Annotated in this window: 14 protein-coding genes and 4 tRNA genes; 6 read left to right on the top strand and 12 right to left on the bottom strand. The window is 48.6% G+C overall.

What is annotated here, in order from left to right; all coding sequences use genetic code 11:
• The first annotated feature begins 14 nt into the window (after positions 1 to 14).
• Together KCG55_RS02525 and pilQ are read left to right on the top strand one after the other, a co-directional pair.
• A complete protein-coding gene (locus tag KCG55_RS02525) occupies positions 15 to 557 on the top strand; it encodes a pilus assembly protein PilP (RefSeq protein WP_003684527.1) in 543 nt (180 codons plus the stop codon).
• A gap of 20 nt (positions 558 to 577) precedes the next feature.
• On the top strand, positions 578 to 2,710 hold the full coding sequence (pilQ, locus tag KCG55_RS02520) for a type IV pilus secretin PilQ (protein ID WP_254323300.1): 2,133 nt from the start codon (positions 578 to 580) through the stop codon (positions 2,708 to 2,710).
• Between the two features lie 222 nt (positions 2,711 to 2,932).
• On the opposite strand, the gene KCG55_RS02515 is transcribed toward pilQ, so the two are convergent.
• A complete protein-coding gene (locus KCG55_RS02515) occupies positions 2,933 to 3,940 on the bottom strand; it encodes an IS5 family transposase (protein WP_254323299.1) in 1,008 nt (335 codons plus the stop codon).
• 124 nt (positions 3,941 to 4,064) lie between these two features.
• Between KCG55_RS02515 and KCG55_RS02510 the strand changes: the two genes are divergently transcribed.
• Together KCG55_RS02510 and aroB are read left to right on the top strand one after the other, a co-directional pair.
• Positions 4,065 to 4,577 carry a shikimate kinase gene (locus tag KCG55_RS02510; RefSeq protein WP_283255526.1) on the top strand — a complete coding sequence of 171 codons (513 nt, stop codon included), beginning with the start codon at positions 4,065 to 4,067 and terminating at the stop codon, positions 4,575 to 4,577.
• Between the two features lie 22 nt (positions 4,578 to 4,599).
• Positions 4,600 to 5,679 (top strand): 3-dehydroquinate synthase, encoded by a 1,080-nt coding sequence (gene aroB, locus KCG55_RS02505; RefSeq protein ID WP_107848890.1) that lies wholly within the window; start codon positions 4,600 to 4,602, stop codon positions 5,677 to 5,679.
• Between the two features lie 131 nt (positions 5,680 to 5,810).
• On the opposite strand, the gene KCG55_RS02500 is transcribed toward aroB, so the two are convergent.
• The 3 genes from KCG55_RS02500 to KCG55_RS02490 form a co-directional block, all read right to left on the bottom strand.
• The gene (locus KCG55_RS02500; protein ID WP_254323297.1) at positions 5,811 to 7,124 is read right to left on the bottom strand and encodes a sensor histidine kinase; all 1,314 of its coding nucleotides are present in this window, start codon (positions 7,122 to 7,124) and stop codon (positions 5,811 to 5,813) included.
• Positions 7,125 to 7,153: 29 nt separating this feature from the next.
• Positions 7,154 to 7,831, bottom strand: coding sequence for a response regulator (locus KCG55_RS02495; RefSeq protein WP_254323296.1), 678 nt, complete (start codon positions 7,829 to 7,831; stop codon positions 7,154 to 7,156).
• 146 nt (positions 7,832 to 7,977) lie between these two features.
• A complete protein-coding gene (locus KCG55_RS02490; RefSeq protein ID WP_254323295.1) occupies positions 7,978 to 8,544 on the bottom strand; it encodes an NADPH-dependent FMN reductase in 567 nt (188 codons plus the stop codon).
• A 136-nt stretch (positions 8,545 to 8,680) separates the two neighbouring features.
• Here KCG55_RS02490 and KCG55_RS02485 point away from each other — a divergent pair, with 136 nt between their 5' ends.
• Together KCG55_RS02485 and dacB are read left to right on the top strand one after the other, a co-directional pair.
• Positions 8,681 to 10,108, top strand: coding sequence for an MFS transporter (locus tag KCG55_RS02485; protein WP_254323294.1), 1,428 nt, complete (start codon positions 8,681 to 8,683; stop codon positions 10,106 to 10,108).
• A gap of 70 nt (positions 10,109 to 10,178) precedes the next feature.
• Positions 10,179 to 11,591 (top strand): D-alanyl-D-alanine carboxypeptidase/D-alanyl-D-alanine endopeptidase, encoded by a 1,413-nt coding sequence (gene dacB / locus KCG55_RS02480; protein WP_254323293.1) that lies wholly within the window; start codon positions 10,179 to 10,181, stop codon positions 11,589 to 11,591.
• Positions 11,592 to 11,881: 290 nt separating this feature from the next.
• Here dacB and KCG55_RS02475 read toward each other — a convergent pair.
• The 8 genes from KCG55_RS02475 to KCG55_RS02440 form a co-directional block, all read right to left on the bottom strand.
• A tRNA-Asp gene (locus tag KCG55_RS02475) sits at positions 11,882 to 11,958 on the bottom strand.
• Positions 11,959 to 11,990: 32 nt separating this feature from the next.
• Positions 11,991 to 12,066: transfer RNA gene (locus KCG55_RS02470), tRNA-Val, on the bottom strand.
• A gap of 39 nt (positions 12,067 to 12,105) precedes the next feature.
• A tRNA-Asp gene (locus KCG55_RS02465) sits at positions 12,106 to 12,182 on the bottom strand.
• A gap of 33 nt (positions 12,183 to 12,215) precedes the next feature.
• A tRNA-Val gene (locus KCG55_RS02460) sits at positions 12,216 to 12,291 on the bottom strand.
• 69 nt (positions 12,292 to 12,360) lie between these two features.
• Positions 12,361 to 14,343 (bottom strand): monovalent cation:proton antiporter family protein, encoded by a 1,983-nt coding sequence (locus KCG55_RS02455; protein WP_254323292.1) that lies wholly within the window; start codon positions 14,341 to 14,343, stop codon positions 12,361 to 12,363.
• Between the two features lie 268 nt (positions 14,344 to 14,611).
• Positions 14,612 to 15,358, bottom strand: coding sequence for a 3-oxoacyl-ACP reductase FabG (gene fabG / locus KCG55_RS02450; protein ID WP_004520427.1), 747 nt, complete (start codon positions 15,356 to 15,358; stop codon positions 14,612 to 14,614).
• Between the two features lie 45 nt (positions 15,359 to 15,403).
• The gene (locus KCG55_RS02445) at positions 15,404 to 16,441 is read right to left on the bottom strand and encodes a glycosyltransferase family 8 protein (protein WP_254323291.1); all 1,038 of its coding nucleotides are present in this window, start codon (positions 16,439 to 16,441) and stop codon (positions 15,404 to 15,406) included.
• Entirely contained in the window at positions 16,434 to 17,504 is a 1,071-nt protein-coding gene (locus KCG55_RS02440) for a hypothetical protein (protein ID WP_254323290.1), read from the bottom strand. The genes KCG55_RS02445 and KCG55_RS02440 overlap by 8 nt, the downstream gene beginning before the upstream one ends.
• Positions 17,505 to 17,525 lie beyond the last annotated feature (21 nt).

Below are 17,525 nucleotides of genomic sequence, written 5' to 3'. Positions count from 1 at the left end.
AGAATAGGGAAATCATGAAAAAAATCATCTTACTCTTAAGTCTTCTTCCCTTGGCAGCCTGTACGCAAAGCTATGAAGATTTGACTCAATGGATGACGCAAACCCGTCAGGAAGCGAAATCCAAGATTATTCCGTTTGAAGAACCGACGGTTACATTGCCTAAGCCGTATAGCCCGCCGAACTTTAAAGGCATGAATGCGTTTGATTCACGCCGTTTGGACACTGCCCCTAAAGGTGGCAATGCGCCGGATGTGAACCGTCCGAAAGAAACATTGGAAGCCTTCAGTTTGGAAAATATGGCCTTTGTCGGAACGCTGCAAAGCGGTGGCAAAGTTTCCGGATTTATCAAGGTCAACGACCATGTTTATACCGTTTATCCCGGAAACTACATCGGTCAGAATTATGGCAGAATCCAAAGTATTACCGAAGATAAAATTATCTTGACCGAGCAAGTCGAAGACAGCTACGGCAACTGGGTATACCGGAAGGCCGAATTGCCATTGAGCAGTAAAGAGGCGGATTCTTCCAATAGCTCAGATAGTTCGAATTCAAATTAATTTAGGGGTCTCACTCAATTATGAAAACCAAGCACATGACAAAATTATTTGCCGGCTTCAGCGTTGCCCTCGCTATTCAGACGGCCTTTGCAGGCAATATTACCGATATCAACGTTTCCACTTTGCCTGACAACCAAAAAATTATCAAAATCCGTTTCGACAAAGACGTCACTACACCTCATGGTTTTGTAACATCTACTCCGGCGCGTATCGCATTGGATTTTGCCAACACCAATATCCGTTTGCCTCAGCCTGTTTTGGAATATGCAGACCCATTGCTGAATCAAATTACTGCGGCACAAAACAATGACCGCGCACGCGTAGTTTTGGGTTTGAACAAAATCAGCCAATACAATACTGAAATTCGCGGCAACGAAGTTTGGGTATTTGTAAATGAATCTACTGATCAAACCAATGCGATCGTTGCAAATGAACGTGCGGCTACGCCGTCTACCGCGCGCTCTGCTCAGACTTATCAAGCCGTTTCAGCAGCCAATATCGATTTTCGCAAAGGCGCACGCAATTCCGGCATTATTGAATTGTCCGCCCCTGGTTTCAGCGGACAGCCGGACATTAAACAGCAGCGCGACCGCGTGGTTGTTACCTTGAAAAACCATACGCTGCCGACACAAGCGCAACGCAGTTTGGATGTGGCTGATTTCAATACCCCTGTACAAAACGTTACGCTCAAACGTATCGGCAATTCTACCCAGCTCATTATCCGCAACAATAATGCGAATTGGGACATCAATACCAAAGCCTCTTCCGGCCGTTTTGTATTTGAAGTATCGCCTAAAGCCGCCAATACCGAATCCGGCGGCTTGAACCAAAATGCAAACAAATCGTTCAAAGGCCGTAAAATTTCTTTGGATTTCCAAGATGTAGAAGTTCGTACCATCTTGCAGATTTTGGCAAAAGAATCCGGCGTGAATATTGTTGCCAGCGATACCGTCAAAGGCACCATGACCCTGTCTCTGAAAGATGTACCTTGGGATCAGGCTTTAGACTTGGTTATGCAGGCGCGCAATTTGGATATGCGCCGTCAAGGCAACATCATTAATATTGCGCCTCGCGATGAATTGTTGGCAAAAGACAAAGCCTTCTTGCAGGCTGAAAAAGAGATTGCCGAATTGGGTCCGCTGTATTCTCAAACCTTCCAGCTGAAATACAAAAATGTGGAAGAGTTCCGCAAAATTCTGCGTTTGGAAGAATACGACAGCAATAATTCCAACACCCGCAACACTCTGTTGAGCAACCGAGGCAGCGCCTTAATCGATCCTGCCACCAATACGCTGATCGTGACCGACAACCGCGGCGTGATTGAGAAATTCCGCAAACTGATTGATGAATTGGATGTTCCAACCCGTCAAGTAATGGTGGAAGCGCGTATTGTGGAAGCAGAAGATACCTTCTTCCGCAACTTGGGCGTTAAATTCGGTTCCGGTGGTGCAAGTGGCCGTAACGCATGGGGTAGCAACTGGAGCAATGCGCAAACCAACTACAATACCAATGCCTCGTTTAACCGTGGCGACGTAGGCTACCGCACATGGACTTTGGATCCGAATGTCAGTCTGCCGACCGCAGCCGCAGTCAACAGCATTGCGCTGGTGCGTGCGTTCTCGTCCGGTGCATTGGGCTTGGAAATCAGCGCGTCTGAAGAACAAGGTAAGAGCAAAACCATTTCCAATCCGCGCGTGCTGACACAAGACCGCAAAGAAGCTAAAATTGAATCCGGTACGGAAATTCCTTACCAAGAGGCTTCTTCCAGCGGTGCGACTTCGATTACCTTCAAGAAAGCCGTTTTGGGCTTGACCGTAACGCCGAACATTACGCCTGACGGTCAAATCATCATGACTGTGAAGATTAATCGCGATACCCCGATCGACTGTACCGTGGATTCTCTGACAACCAAGTGTATCAATACCAAGCACTTGAATACCCAAGCCATGGTTGAAGATGGCGGCACGCTGATTGTCGGCGGTATTTACGAAGAAGAAAGTACTAATGCAGTGAACAAAGTCCCTGTTTTGGGCGATATTCCTGTTGTCGGCAATCTGTTCAAATCACGTGGCAAACGTGAAAACCGCCGTGAGCTGTTGATCTTCATCACGCCGCGCATCATGGATAATGTGGGTAACAATCTGCGTTACTGATTTTTAAAATGACAAACAGGCATATCTGCAAAGGTATGCCTGTTTTGGTTTTCAGACGGCCTGAGATGAAAAGGCCGAGACCTTTGCAAAATTCCTTTCCTCCAACAGCCGAAACCTAAACAAAGATTTTCGGCTGTTTTTGTTTCAAATATCCACTGATTCTACTCAAATACCCCCTTAATTCCCCTTGGATACCTGATTAATCAGGCATCCGGCCGCCTTTTAGGCAGCAACAGGCGCACTTAGCCTGTTGGCGGCTTTCAAAAGGTTCAAACACATCGCCTTCAGATGGCTTTGCGCACTCACTTTAATCAACCCGAAATAGGCTGCCCGGGCGTAGCGGAATTTACGGTGCAGCGTACCGAAGCTTTGTTCGACCACATAACGGGTCTTCGACAAATATCGGTTGCGTTTGGTTTGCGCTTCCGTCAGCGGACGGTTGCGGTGTGCTTTGCGCATAATACCGTCTAACAACTGATGCTCTTCCAGATGTTGCCAGTTTTCCTCACTGTCGTAGCCTTTGTCGGCATAGACGGTCGTACCTTTGGGTAACCCTTCCAACAAAGGCGACAGATGTTTGCACTCATGGGCATTGGCAGGGGTAATGTGCAGTTTCTCTATATAGCCTTCCGCATCGGTACGGGTATGTTGTTTGTAACCGAGTTTGTAGAGGCCGTTTTTCTTTATCCAACGGGCATCGCTGTCTTTACTCGGTGTGGTTTGGCCGCTGACTTGCTCTTCTTCATCAACTTCTATGGCCTGGCGTTGTTTGCTGCCGGCGGTCTGAATAATGGTGGCGTCAACAACGGCGGCGGATGCTTTCTCTACTTTTAAGCCTTTTTCGGTCAGTTGGCGGTTAATCAGTTCCAGCAGTTCGGACAGGGTGTTGTCTTGCGCCAGCCAGTTGCGGTAGCGGCATAAGGTGCTGTAATCGGGGATACTCAGTTCGTCAAAACGGCAAAACAGGTTGAAGTCGATACGGGTGATGAGGCTGTGTTCGAGTTCGGGATCGGAGAGGCTGTGCCATTGGCCGAGCAGGACGGCTTTGAACATGGACACCAGGGGATAGGCGGGACGGCCGCGGTGGTCTCTAAGGTAACGGGTTCTTTGACGATTCAGGTATTGTTCGATCGGCTGCCAATCAATCACCTGATCCAACTTCAATAGTGGGAAACGGTCGATGTGTTTGGCAATCATGGCTTGGGCGGTTTGCTGGAAGAAGGTGCTCATGAGAAATCCCCTAAATGTCTTGGTGGGAATTTAGGGGATTTTGGGGAATTTTGCAAAGGTCTCAGGCCGTCTGAAAAACGACGAACTTTTCCACGAAACCACCATATCGTATAAAATGACCCTCATGGAAAAAATCAACGGTAATTTAATTTTAATCGGGCTGATGGGCGCGGGCAAAACCACTTTGGGCAAGCAGCTTGCCCAAATGTTTGAATGCCCGTTTTACGACAGCGACTACGAAATCTGCACTTCTTCAGGCGTATCCATTCCGACTATTTTTGAGATGGAAGGGGAGGAAGGCTTCCGCAACCGCGAAACCAATATGCTGAAGAAGCTCGCTTCCCGGCGCAATATTGTTTTATCAACTGGTGGCGGCTCCGTATTACGCAGTGAAAACAGACAGATTTTGCGCCAAAACGGTATGGTTGTTTATCTGCATGCCAGCCCCGAAACCTTGCTGGAGCGTACCCGTTACGACAGCAACCGGCCGCTGTTGCAAGTTGCCGACCCTTTGGTCAAACTGCAAGAGCTGTATGACCAACGCGATACGCTGTACCGTCAAACCGCCCATCTCGTCATCGAATCCGACAGCTGTCACAAAACGCTCAAACGCCTGATGCAGGCTTTAGGCGAATAAACACGCTTTGCAAAGGAACACCATGCGCACACTGACTGTCCAAACCCCGTCACATCAATACCCCATCTTTATCGGGCATAAACTGATTGAGCAGGCAGATACGCTGCTTCAGCCCTATTTAGGCAAAAAAGCAGCCATTATTACCAACGAAACCGTTGCGCCGCTTTATCTCAAACAGCTTCAGACGGCCTTAGACAGACTGGGCGTGCCGCATTTCAGCATCATCCTTCCCGATGGCGAAGAATATAAAAACTGGCAGACGCTTAACCTGATTTACGATGGCCTGATGCAAAACCGTGCCGAACGCAAAACCACTTTAATCGCTTTGGGCGGCGGCGTGATAGGCGATATGGTCGGCTTTGCCGCGGCGACTTATCAGCGTGGCGCCCCTTTTATCCAAGTGCCGACCACATTGCTCAGCCAGGTCGATTCCTCGGTCGGCGGTAAAACCGCCATCAACCATCCGCTCGGTAAAAATATGATTGGCGCGTTCTACCAGCCGCAAGCCGTTTTGGCCGATTTGACCGCCCTGCAAACGCTGCCGCAACGCGAACTTTCCGCAGGCATGGCCGAAGTCATCAAATACGGCGCATTGGGCGATGCCGAATTTTTTGCCTGGTTGGAAGAAAATATGGCCGACCTAATGGCGCAACATCAAGAAAAAATGGCAGAAGCCGTTTATCATTGCTGCAAAATGAAGGCCGATATTGTTGCCCAAGACGAAACCGAGCAGGGCATCCGCGCATGGCTTAATCTCGGCCACACTTTCGGCCATGCCATCGAAGCTGAAATGGGCTACGGCGTATGGTTGCACGGCGAGGCTGTTGCCGCCGGCTGCGTCCTTGCTTCCCGTTTGTCGCAAATCTTGGGCAAAACCCAACAAGCTGATACCGACCGAATTGCCGCTTTAATGGAAGCCGCCTCCCTCCCGTCTGCGCCGCCTGTTTTCTCATTTGAAAAATGGATTGAACACATGAGCCACGATAAAAAAGTCAGCAGCGGCATCATGCGTTTTGTCGGTTTGGAATACTTGGGCAAAGCCAATATCACTGAAATTACCGATATGGAAATCCTCCGCCAAACCTTGCAGCCGTATTTGTGAAGAATGAATGAGGTTTGCTTTAAAATATAAAAAAGGCCGTCTGAAAGTTATTTTCAGACGGCCTTTGGTTTTTTAAGCGTTTTGATTCATCAGATTAAAGCTAGATAAACCAATTTGAGCGGGTCAATTATTTAAAGCGTCTTTTTATCCAACTCGGCAATAATTAGCAAGCCGCTGTCAAAGCGTCGGCTGTCTGCCAGTTTCAGACGGCCTTGATGGCGTTTGACAATGGTGTTTGCGATGGAAAGCCCCAGGCCGGTGCCTTGTTGTTCGGTGCCGAGAATGCGGTAGAAGGGGTCGATAACGCGTTGGCGTTCGCTTGGGGGAATGCCGGGGCCGTCGTCTTCCACCCAGATGTTGAGGTATTCGGCGGTTTCATCAAAGCCCAAATCGATACGGCCGCCTTTGGGGGTATAGCGGATGGCGTTGTCGGCAAAGGTTTTGATGAGGGTGTAGATTTCGGTGTCGTCGGCGTGGATTTGGCAGTCGTTTTCAACGGCGACACCGATGTCTTGACCTTTGGCCAACGCCAGCGGCATGAGTTCCTGCAAGACGCGGCGGAACTGGTTTTGCAGGCTGATCAGGGTTTTGGGGCGTTGGGTTTCGGGTGCTTGGGCGCGTGCGAGGGAAAGGAGTTGCTCGAGCAGGTGGCGGTTGCGCTGTATGCTTTGTTGCAACAGGGTAGACTGCTCGCGCGCTTCGGCGGACAGCTGCATATTGTTGAGCCGCTCTGCCTGAAGGGAAAGGGCGGTCATGGGGCTGCGCAATTCGTGTGCGGCATCGGCGATAAAGCGTTGCTGTTGGCGGACGTTTTCGTCGGTACGTTGCAACAGGTTGTTGATGGCGACGACAAAGCCTTGGATTTCGCTGGGAATGGCTTTCGTGTCCATCGGTGAGAGGTCGTTGATTTGGCGCTGTTCTAAATCGTTGGACAGGGTTTTGACGGAACGCATGGCGCGGTGGGTAATCCAGACGGTAAGCAGGATAATCAGGGGCAGGGCGAGGAGCATGGGGAGGATGCTCTGCACGGCGGCCATTTCGGCCAGCTCTTCGCGATAGTCGCTTTCCTGCATGACGGCGATGCGGCCTTGCTTGGTGTCGCGGGTATAAACGCGGTAGTAATCGTCGTCGTCATCGGCCTGAATGGTGTGCAGGCCGTCTGAAATCTTTTCAGGCAGGCTGACAATGGGGTTGGGCGTATTGGGAAATTGAACGGAAATTTTGTTGTCGTTGTCTAGCGAGTGTTTCTCGTCATCGGCATCGCTCGGGTCGAGATAGTTCGCGACTTGGCGCAACAGGTCGTCTTGAACCTCTTGGGTCTCGTGATAAGTATCGTAATATGAAAATATGCCTGCAAGGATGGAGAGGGGCAGGAGCATACAGATCAGGGCGAGGCTGATCTTGACTTGCAGGGATTGTTTGATGGTGTGGATAAGGCGTTGCATGGTTTGTGTGTTGATATTGTTGTGGTTTTTCAGACGGCCTGGTTGTTTTGTGCAACCAGCCAGCCGACCCCGCGGACGTTTTGAATCGCTTCTTTGCCGAGTTTTTTGCGTAAGGCGTGAATCAGGAAGTCAACGGCGTTGCTTTCAACTTCTTCACCCCAGCCGTAGATTTTGTCTTCCAAATCGCTGCGCGACAGAATCATGCCCGGACGCAGCAGCAGGGCTTGGAGGACGGCAAATTCTTTGTTGCTGAGCATGATGGCCTGTTCCTGCCCGACTACTTCCGCCTGATGGGTGGAAGGGTTGAGTGTGATGATGCCGTTGCTCAGCAGCGTTTGCGCCTGTCCGCCGTGTCGGCGCAATACGGCGCGCATACGGGCTTGCAGTTCCGCCATGTCGAAGGGTTTGACGATGTAGTCGTCTGCGCCGCCGTCTAGGCCGTTGAGCCGGCTGTGCAAATCGTCGCGTGCGGTCACGATTAAGATGGGAACGGTACAGCCGCCGTTGCGGATTTGCGCCAATACGTCCAAACCGTCTTTGCCGGGCAAACCCAAATCCAAGAGCAGCAAATCGTATGCTTGCGCCGCCACTGCTGCGGCAACTTCCGAACCGCGGCTGACCCAATCGACAGCGTAGCCGGTGTCTTTCAGATTGGCACTGACGGCTTGGGCAATCATGGCATCGTCTTCAACCAATAATACGCGCATGGAAGTTCTCCGTGAGGATGGGCGGATAGTGATTATAACCGCACTCAATTAGTAAAAATTTAGGAAGGGTCGAAAAACTGATTTTTTGCAAAAGATGAGGCCGTCTGAAATTCGTTTTTCAGACGGCCTGTATGCTTCAATCCCGATTATTTAGGGTTTTTCTCAATCAAGGCAACCAATTGGTCGATATATCCTTGAACAAAGCCGCGCGTGGATTCGATGAGCTGGCCGTTGTCGTCAAACAGGGTAGGCGAGTTGCCGAGGAACACTTCCGGTTGGCCGGTCAATGGCATATCGAAATACGAAAGGGCAAGGCGCAGATTTTTTTGCGCGCTATAGCCGCCCATTTTACCGACAGAATGGCTGATGATGCCGGCAGGTGTTTTTTTCCAGGCAACATCGGCATTGGGTTTGGAGCCGATATCGATGGCGTTTTTCAGGCAGGCCGGTACGGTACGGTTGTTTTCGGAAGTCACGAACAATACGCCGGCAGAGGCTTTGATGGTTTCGCGGAACTCGGTATAGCTGGATGGAGTGGGGAAGTCGGTAACGGCAGGATCGTCGTAGTCGAAGTTGTATAAAGGCAAATGGCCGATTTCGACGATTTGCGCTTCGTAGCCTTCGGGGAACATGGAAATGACGTTTTGTGCGATTTTTCGTGCGAACGAGCCTTTACGCAGGCTGCCGACCAAGATGCTGACTTTCTTTGACATGTTTTTCTCCTGTTTAATAATAAAAATGAAAACAATTCTAAATTTTAGTGTTATCTGGGGAAGCGGTCAAGGTTTCAGACGGCCTGTCAAAATGGTTTATGCTAAAATAACGGTTTCGCTGATATTTCAAATTATTATGCACGCTTCTGATTCGCAAGAGGGCGAAACGGCACACGAATACTATGCCGACAATCCCGACTTTCCAGCTAAAACCATTGTCGCCACCTTATTCATCGGCGCATTTTTCGGCTATCTCAACGACACGCTGCTGAATGTCGCGCTCACGCCGATTATGAAAGATTTCGGTGTCGATAAGACCACGGTTCAATGGCTGACGACGGGCTTTTTGCTGGTCATGGGGGCATTTACGCCGATTACGGCAGGCGTGATTCAATGGTTTGAAACACGCAAAATGGTGCTGTTTACGCAGGTGACGTTTTTAGCCGGCTCGCTGATTTGCGCGTTTGCACCGACGTTTGGCGTATTGGTGGTCGGGCGTATGGTGCAGGCAGTGTCTGCCGCGTTTTTTGTCCCGCTTTTGTTTAATGGCGTATTGTCGATTTTCCCGCCCAACAAGCGCGGAACGGCGATGGGCGTGATTACCATGATGTTTACCGCCGCGCCTGCAATGGGGCCGACGCTGTCGGGCATCATCATCGACCATACGCATTGGCGCGTGCTGTTCGGTTTTACCGCGCCGTTTATGTTGGCGGCGATGGTGCTGGTGGGCAAATATTTGACGGTCAATTTGAGCAACATCAGCCGTCCGAAAATCGATATGTTGTCGGCTGTGCTGTCGATTGCGGGCTTCGGCGGGCTGGTTTATGCGAGCAGTAATTTTGCCCATATGCCGCTGGTGGAATTTATCCTGCTCTTTGCCGCTTCCGTTGTGCTGGTGGGGTGGTTTGCGCACCGTCAATTCCGTTTGGCCACGCCGTTGTTGAACCTTCGTGCGTTTGAATACAAACAGTTCAGATGTTGTGTTGTGATTTTGGCCGGTGCGATATTCCTGTTCTTGGGCTTGGAACTGATGGTGCCGATGTACACGCAGCAAGTGTTGATGCTGACCGGGACGGCAACCGGCCTGATTCTGATGCCTGCCAGTATTGCACAAGCGGTTGCCGCGCCTTTGTTCGGCAAATTGTTGGACAAAAAGGGCGGACGTTTTGTCGTCTTGCCTGCAACAGTGATGCTGGTGGTGTCGTTGGCGGTATTGTGGCTGTTTTTGCGGATTGATACGCAAGTGGTGATGTTGACGGCGATGTTTACGCTGTTGGCACTTTCCGTGTCTGCTTGTGTAACCGGCGAAACCCATGGTCTGAACGCGTTGCCGAAAACACTCAATCCGCACGGTGCGGCGATTCTGACCACCATCAACCCGATTGCCGGTGCCATCGGCGCGGCGTTTTTCGTCGGTGCGACCAATATCGGCGAGAAACTTTCCAGCGCAGATATGCCGCAACAGGCAATGTTGGACGGTATCCATTTGGCGATGGGTTGCGCTTTGGGTGTCGGTGTTATGGTCGTCATGTTTGCTTTGCGTTTGAAAGCGCATCAGAAATAAATAAAAAGGCCGTCTGAAACGTTCAGACGGCCTAAGTACCTCGTAAGAATTTATAAGATTTTGTAACACAATGAAGTTAAAAAGTATTTTATCAGTCAGCCTGATGATGGCGGTTTGTCCGTCATGGGCTTTGGATTTCGGGCGCATTCCTGAAAATGAAATTTCCGTTTATGTACAGGAATTGGACAGCGGCAAAGTGATTGCCGAACACCGTGCCGATGAATTGCGCAATCCTGCTTCGACCATGAAGCTGGTAACGGCGTTTACCGCGTTTCGTATGTTGGGCGGCGATTATCGTTGGAAAACTGAGTTTAAAACCAACGGCTCAATCAAAGGTGATACGCTGAAAGGCAACGTGTATTGGGTGGGGAGCGGCGATCCTGTGTTTAACCAGCATGATTTGGTGCAAATGCAGCAACAGATGCGCGATAAGGGCATACGCCATATTGACGGACATCTGATACTCGACCGCAGCCTGTGGGGCGATGTGAAGAATCCGGATGATTTTGCTTCCGATTCTGCCGAAAGCTTTATGACGCCGCCTGACCCTAATATGTTGGCGTATAAAACCGTTGAACTCCGTGCTGAAAAAGAAGAAGACGGAAGCTTGGTCATCCGTACCAATCCTCCGCTGCCGAATCTGAACATTCAAAACAAATTGACGCTTGAGAATAAAGAAGGGAAGTGCGGTGTTTTAAAAAATCACATGAAGACTTCCTATAAAAACAATACGCTGACTGTATCGGGCAAGCTGCCGGAAAGCTGCTTGGGTCAAGAGTTATATCTGAATATGTACAGCATGAAAGAATATGTCGGCAGAAGTTTTGTGAACCAATGGCGCCAACAAGGCGGTACGGTTTCAGACGGCCTGACAACAGGTGTCGCGCCTCATGATGCGCATGTGTTGGCAAGCCATCTATCCAAACCGCTTACCGATATCCTCACCGATATGAACAAGCATTCCAATAATCTGATTGCCCGTTCGGTTTTCCTTAAATTTGCCGGAAATATGTCTGATTACAAGCTGGCGCAGGCCAAGGCCGCGTCTATCGTAAAAAGCGAGCTGGCGGTTGCCGGTATCAATACGGAAGGGCTGGTGTTGGAAAACGGCTCAGGCCTGTCCCGTGTCGAACGGCTCAATGCGCGAATGATGGCGCAAATGTTGGAAAAAGCCTACTTCAGCCCGTTTAAAAACGAGTTTATCAGTACGCTGCCGATTGCCGGTAAAGACGGCACGCTTAAAACACGCTTGAAACAGCCCGGTGAAAACCTGCGCCTCAAAACCGGTACGCTTAAAGATGTCCGCGCATTGGCAGGGTATTGGTTGGGCGAAAAGCCGTTGCTGGTTGTCGTGATTATCAACAGCCAAAAATCAACCGATTATTTACGCGACTTGGATAAGCTGGTGTCTAAAATTGTTCAGCCCGGTGGCGAACATTGGATTGATGCTAAGGCCTCCTGCATGATTAGGTATCAGGCTTGATAAGCTAAAAAGGGCCGTCTGAAAATGTATTGACGTTTTCAGACGGCCTTTGTGTAAGAAGGGGAGGCAAGCATTGATGTCTATTTTGAAAGATGATTTAGAGATTTGATGAATAAGCGTTTGGTGTGAATCAGCTTGAAATAGATGGTCTTTCAGGATTTAAACCATATGTCTGCTTTATTGTGCTGTCCTGTTTATACTATTTAAAAAGCTCGATTTTTCATAAAAAGGCATCAAGTACAGACGAAAAAAATACCGGTAAAAACCGGTATTTTTTATTTTTAACTTGATGGCGCGGCGGACGGGGCTCGAACCCGCGACCCCCGGCGTGACAGGCCGGTACTCTAACCAACTGAGCTACCACCGCGCATCCATTGTCAGAGACAATGAAAAGGAAAGTGGTGGGTGATGACGGAGTCGAACCGCCGACATTCTGCTTGTAAGGCAGACGCTCTACCAACTGAGCTAATCACCCGAAAAAGGGAGATACTGAAGAATCAGTATTTTTAAATAATGGCGCGGCGGACGGGGCTCGAACCCGCGACCCCCGGCGTGACAGGCCGGTACTCTAACCAACTGAGCTACCACCGCGCATCCACTGTCAAAGACAATGAAAAAGAAACTTGGTGGGTGATGACGGAGTCGAACCGCCGACATTCTGCTTGTAAGGCAGACGCTCTACCAACTGAGCTAATCACCCATGCGCAAAATTGCGAAGACGCTATTAAACCAAAAAATCCTGATGCGCGCAAGATCTATTTGCCGATAATTAGATGTCTCCCTGCAAGCACCAGTTTTCAAAGGAAATAATTTCTTCCTGCTTGCCTGCGACAACCAAAATATCACCGGTTTCCAGAACAAAATCAGGATCAAGGTCTTGGATTTTTCCGGTATTGCGGCGGATAAACAATAGTTTCAGATAATGTGCTGCCAATGGTAATTCACGGATGGTTTTACCGATGGCATGTGCTTCTCCTTGCAATGGGAAGGCATGGCGGCAGACGGCCTTGCTGTCTTCGTCGGAGAAGCTGTCATCATCACTGCCGACAAACAAGTCTTGCAACGATGCATAGCGGCTGTGACGGATGTGGGTTATGGTTTGATAAACATGATTGTAGGAGAGGCCGTGGCCCAACATGGCATAGCTTGCCAGCACCAGGCTGGTTTCTTTGGTATCGGAGACGGTTTCTTCCGCACCCATTTCGGTAAAGGTTTTGACGTAATCGTCATTGGTGGCGCGAACATAAACCGGCATGCTCGGATGCATGGACATGATGTTGCCGAGAACATGTTGGGTTTCGTGCATATTGTTCAGCGTGATGACCACCATTTTGGCGCGTCCCAAGCCGGCGGCTTCCAAGACTTCACGGCGTTTGGCATCGCCAAAGGAAACCGGTTCGCCTGCGTTGCGTGCCACTTGTACGCGGGCAATGTCCAAGTCAAGGGCAAAGTAGGGGATACCCTCTTGCGCCAATACACGGGCAACCGATTGACCGCCGCGTCCGAAACCGATAATCAGGACGTGTTCGGATTTGCTCATGGTTTCCACCAGCATGGAGTGCAAGTCCAAGGCTTTCATGTCCCAGTCGGATTTAACGAAGCGGCTGACGATGGTATCGCTGCTGCCCAAAATGAATGGTGCGGCAATCATGGAAAGCAAGACGGCTGCAGTGGCTGCTTGTTCCAATTCGGGCGAAACCATATTGATTTTGCTGGAAATGGCCAGCATCACGAAGCCGAACTCGCCGCCTTGCGCCAAATAAAGCGCACTTTTGAGGCTGTCGCCCACAGGGTTTTTCATGCGCAAAGCGATGATGAAGACAACCAGTGCTTTCAAGACCAACAGGATTGCCAACAAAATCAGGATTTGCTGCCAGTTGCCGATCAGCGCCTGAATATCGAGCTTCATACCGACGGTAATGAAGAAGAAGCCCAGCAGGATGTCGCGGAATGGACGGATGTCGTCTTCCACCTGAATACGGTATTCGGTTTCGGAAAGCAGCATACCGGCGACGAATGCGCCCAATGCCATAGACAGGCCTTCAAGCTCTGTCAGATAGGCCACGCCCAAAGTAACCAGCAAAACGTTGATCATGAAGAGTTCGGACGATTTGCGTTTGGCAACCAGTCTGAACCAGCGCGACATCACTCGGCTGCCGACAACGAACAAAATGCCCAAGGTCAGCAACATTTTCAAACCGGCCAAGCCCAGCTCTACCCACAAGTTGCCTTCGCTGCCGCCAGCAAGTGCCGGAATCAGAATCATCAGCGGTACAACGGCAATATCTTGCATCAACAAAACCCCCATGGCCATTTGACCATGCGGTTGACCCAGCTCGGTTTTCTCCGACAGAATGCGGCTGACGATGGCGGTGGACGACATGGTCAGTGCGCCCGCAGTGGCAAACGCCCAGTTAAACGGCGTGCTCATTGCCATCAAAATGCCCATAATCGAGAGCATGGTAATGATGACTTGCAAACCACCCAAGCCGAATACGAGGCGGCGCATGGCTTTGAGTTTGGGCAGGGAGAATTCGAGACCGATGCTGAACATCAAGAACACAATGCCGATTTCGCCCAAATAGTCGGTGGCGTGGCTTTGCGGAATCAGTTTGAACATACCCGGACCGGCAATAAAACCGACCAAAAGATAACCGAGCATGGAAGGAATGTTGAACTTGCGACAGCAGATAACCGTAATGACGGAAACCAACAGGACAATGACAATGGGACCGAGGGAGAATTCGTGCATAGAGTGGGCGGCCTTTCGTTAAAAGTAGCTATTGTTATATAGGCCGTCTGAAACACGTCGAAAACCGACAGCAAACCCAAATAAAAACGCACAGAATGAACTTCATTTCTGCGATTTGATTTCCCGTATCATGCTTATTTGGACTTACTGTTTCGAGCGTTATCTAACGGATTATTAAGATTATATCAAGATAGAATGTAAAGTAGTGTTTTGATTGACAAAAAGGGCCGTCTGAAATATTCAGACGGCCTTTAAATAAACAAACGGTTTAAGGCATCAACATGCCGCCGTTGACATGAAGTGTCTGACCGGTAATGTATTTTGCCTGATCAGAAGCCAAGAACAAGACTGCATCGGCAATATCTTGCGCTTCACCGAATTTGCCCAAAGAAGTTTGCGCTTCAAAGGTTTTGCGGGTTTCTTCCGGCAGGGCGCGGGTCATATCGGTGTCGATAAAGCCGGGGGCAACGCAGTTGACGGTAATGCCGCGACTGCCGACTTCACGCGCCATAGATTTGGAGAAGCCGATTAAGCCTGCTTTTGCAGCCGCATAGTTGGTTTGGCCGGCATTGCCCATCACACCGACAACGGATGTGATGTTGATAATGCGGCCGGTACGCTGTTTCATCATGCCGCGCAATACGGCTTTGGAGGCACGGAAGACAGATTTGAGGTTAACCTGCATGATGTCGTCCCACTCTTCCTCTTTCATGCGCATCAGGAGGTTGTCACGGGTAATACCGGCGTTGTTGACCAGAATATCCAGTTTGCCGAATTCTTTTTCGATGTCGGCAATCAGGTTTTCGATGGTTTCAGGTTCGGCAGAATTCAATGCACGGCCTTCGCCGCCCCATTGTGCCAAGCGTTCGCCGATTGCAGCCGCACCGCTCTCACTGGTAGCTGTACCGATAACTTTTGCACCGGCCGCCGCCAAAGTATCGGCAATCGCCGCACCAATACCGCGCGATGCGCCGGTTACCAAAGCGATTTTACCGCTCAAATCTTGTGTACTCATGTTTTATTCCTTAATTGCGATTGGGAAAAATGGTTTCAGACGGCCTTATTTACCTAGGGAGGGTGCTTGATACCGTCGTTTGTTGATTCTGCGTAATAAATATTCTTTGTAGTATGCCCATGCTTGCTTTTTTTGTCCTTGTTTCCAAAGTCGTTTGGCTGCTTGTCTAAATTTCCTTTTAGGATTTGGAAAGGGCAACCAAGTTGATAGAGGTTGTTCTAGATATCCGTTATTCCATGGGGAATTCTTAAAATATTGATCATATGCAGGGTGGAAGCCTAATTGATGCCACGGTTTGATATGACCAACAAAATGGACTAAGCGGATACTGTTGGGATTGTCGATTAATTCACTGTATTTTTGATGCCAATGTATCCAGTTAAAGTTTTCTGAAAGCCAGTGTACATGACCTATACAGGCTAAATTCAAAATATCTTGGTCTGGACAGGAGAGTTTAAAATTCTGTTTTTCTACGGCTTGCATTTTTTCAGACAAAATTTTATCTATTGCCATATCATTCCATTTGTCAATATTGAATAGAATGACCCCAGAGTTGAAATAAGGCTCAGTATCTGTAAAACCAAATTGATTGAGTTGTTTTATATATGCTCTGTATAAAATTGCATCAGGTACGGCAGCAATCAAAGAATTTGAAATGTCGATTTCAAATAAATCATCAATATTGCCCAAGCATAGTACATCAGTATCTAAATAAAGCGCAGTATGAGCAATACCTTTTAATAAGCAAGGGATACTCATACGGTAATACATAGCGATAGTAAAATAATGGGTAGTCTGCAGGGTAGAAAAGTATTCTGTATTTAAATGGTAAACGCTTATTGCGTAGTTTTGATTTGATGTTTCAATTTGATCGAAAATATTAAAATCATAACCTTCTGAACCACTAACTAACAAATGAAAATATATTGGACTGGTATTGTTTTGCAGCACAGAAAGTAACGCAGTGCCGATGTGTTTGATATAGTTTTGATCGGCTGCATAAACAATATGTTTCGGCTGTTCAATGAATTCTCGTTTGCGGATATGAACAGTTTCTAATACTAATTTTTCTCTATCAAACATTTAAATTCTCCACAACTTCTCTATCGATTTCAGGTAATCCGATAGGGATATTCGGTTCAATATCAAATGCGCAGCTGATCCAGTTGCTAAAGCTATATTTGTGTTTCAGGCCGGGGGCAAGCGGTACATACGGTAAGGTCAGGAAGGCTTTGAGTTCGTCAAGGTTGCTTCCATTCCAGTAGAACATATTGTTCGGGTGATAAAAATCGTAATGTACGATGGTCGGATTGGTCGTAATCAGTTTTTTGTCCAAACCGATCGCTTCGAAAATCCGCAAAGAGAGGCCGTAGTGCTTACGGTTGAGGAAATCTACCAATACGGAGGATTTGGCTGCTTCTTCTAAGTTTTGACGATAGGAGAGGGCGTTTTCAAATGAGAAGAACTCGACTTCTGGAATGCCTAAAGCCGCTTTTTCTTCTTCAATTTTCTTACTGGCCAAGCGGAAATCTATTTTTAAACCGATTGAACGCGCAGCTTCGCAAAATGCACGGATGTCATTGTTACGGTCGGCAGCGTACGAGCCGATAAACAAGATTTTGTTTTGCGGGTTTTCAGACGGCCTGAAGCTGTCAAAGTAGAAGCTGGTGGTTGGAATGAGTTTTTCAGTGTATTCAGGATGTTTGCCCTGGTCAAACGGATCGAAAAAGTAAAATTTGTCGAAAAATTCGATATTGTCGAAGTCTTCTTTTAAGAAGGTCAGGGCTTCCCAGTTGTAATACACCATTAATTTTGAATGCGCTCTGAGCTTGGCGATGAAGTCTTTCGGATAGGCGCCCAGCCAAATCATGAAGCAATAATCCGCTTGTTCGGGATGTTCGCTTAACAGGGTATTGAGGCGTTCTTCTACGGCGCGGAACATGGTCCGTTTTTTGAAGTCTTTTTGTCCAAGAATATTTCGATACCAAATTTTTTTCAGCCGTTGAAATGCATTTTTGTATTTGAACTCTTTTTCTTCATAGGTCAGGGACAGCACTTCAAATCCGCATTTCTCCAAGTTCTCAATAATGAGTTCGTGGATTTTGAAGAGCTCCGGCATGGCGAGAATGACTTTTTTCTTACTCATAATGTATTCAATATAATATTT

The organism is Neisseria subflava, from assembly GCF_024205745.1.
GTDB classification, from domain to species: Bacteria; Pseudomonadota; Gammaproteobacteria; order Burkholderiales; family Neisseriaceae; genus Neisseria; species Neisseria flavescens_B.
Note: the sequence above shows the minus strand (reverse complement) of the source record. Positions and strands in the feature narration are given on the sequence as shown.

Excerpts from the sequence above, each read along its gene's own strand:
- KCG55_RS02525 (WP_003684527.1), top strand. The coding sequence starts at position 15 with ATGAAAAAAATCATCTTACTCTTAAGTCTTCTTCCCTTGGCAGCCTGT.
- pilQ (WP_254323300.1), top strand. The coding sequence starts at position 578 with ATGAAAACCAAGCACATGACAAAATTATTTGCCGGCTTCAGCGTTGCC.
- KCG55_RS02515 (WP_254323299.1), bottom strand. The coding sequence starts at position 3,940 with ATGAGCACCTTCTTCCAGCAAACCGCCCAAGCCATGATTGCCAAACAC.
- KCG55_RS02510 (WP_283255526.1), top strand. The coding sequence starts at position 4,065 with ATGGAAAAAATCAACGGTAATTTAATTTTAATCGGGCTGATGGGCGCG.
- aroB (WP_107848890.1), top strand. The coding sequence starts at position 4,600 with ATGCGCACACTGACTGTCCAAACCCCGTCACATCAATACCCCATCTTT.
- KCG55_RS02500 (WP_254323297.1), bottom strand. The coding sequence starts at position 7,124 with ATGCAACGCCTTATCCACACCATCAAACAATCCCTGCAAGTCAAGATC.
- KCG55_RS02495 (WP_254323296.1), bottom strand. The coding sequence starts at position 7,831 with ATGCGCGTATTATTGGTTGAAGACGATGCCATGATTGCCCAAGCCGTC.
- KCG55_RS02490 (WP_254323295.1), bottom strand. The coding sequence starts at position 8,544 with ATGTCAAAGAAAGTCAGCATCTTGGTCGGCAGCCTGCGTAAAGGCTCG.
- KCG55_RS02485 (WP_254323294.1), top strand. The coding sequence starts at position 8,681 with ATGCACGCTTCTGATTCGCAAGAGGGCGAAACGGCACACGAATACTAT.
- dacB (WP_254323293.1), top strand. The coding sequence starts at position 10,179 with ATGAAGTTAAAAAGTATTTTATCAGTCAGCCTGATGATGGCGGTTTGT.
- KCG55_RS02455 (WP_254323292.1), bottom strand. The coding sequence starts at position 14,343 with ATGCACGAATTCTCCCTCGGTCCCATTGTCATTGTCCTGTTGGTTTCC.
- fabG (WP_004520427.1), bottom strand. The coding sequence starts at position 15,358 with ATGAGTACACAAGATTTGAGCGGTAAAATCGCTTTGGTAACCGGCGCA.
- KCG55_RS02445 (WP_254323291.1), bottom strand. The coding sequence starts at position 16,441 with ATGTTTGATAGAGAAAAATTAGTATTAGAAACTGTTCATATCCGCAAA.
- KCG55_RS02440 (WP_254323290.1), bottom strand. The coding sequence starts at position 17,504 with ATGAGTAAGAAAAAAGTCATTCTCGCCATGCCGGAGCTCTTCAAAATC.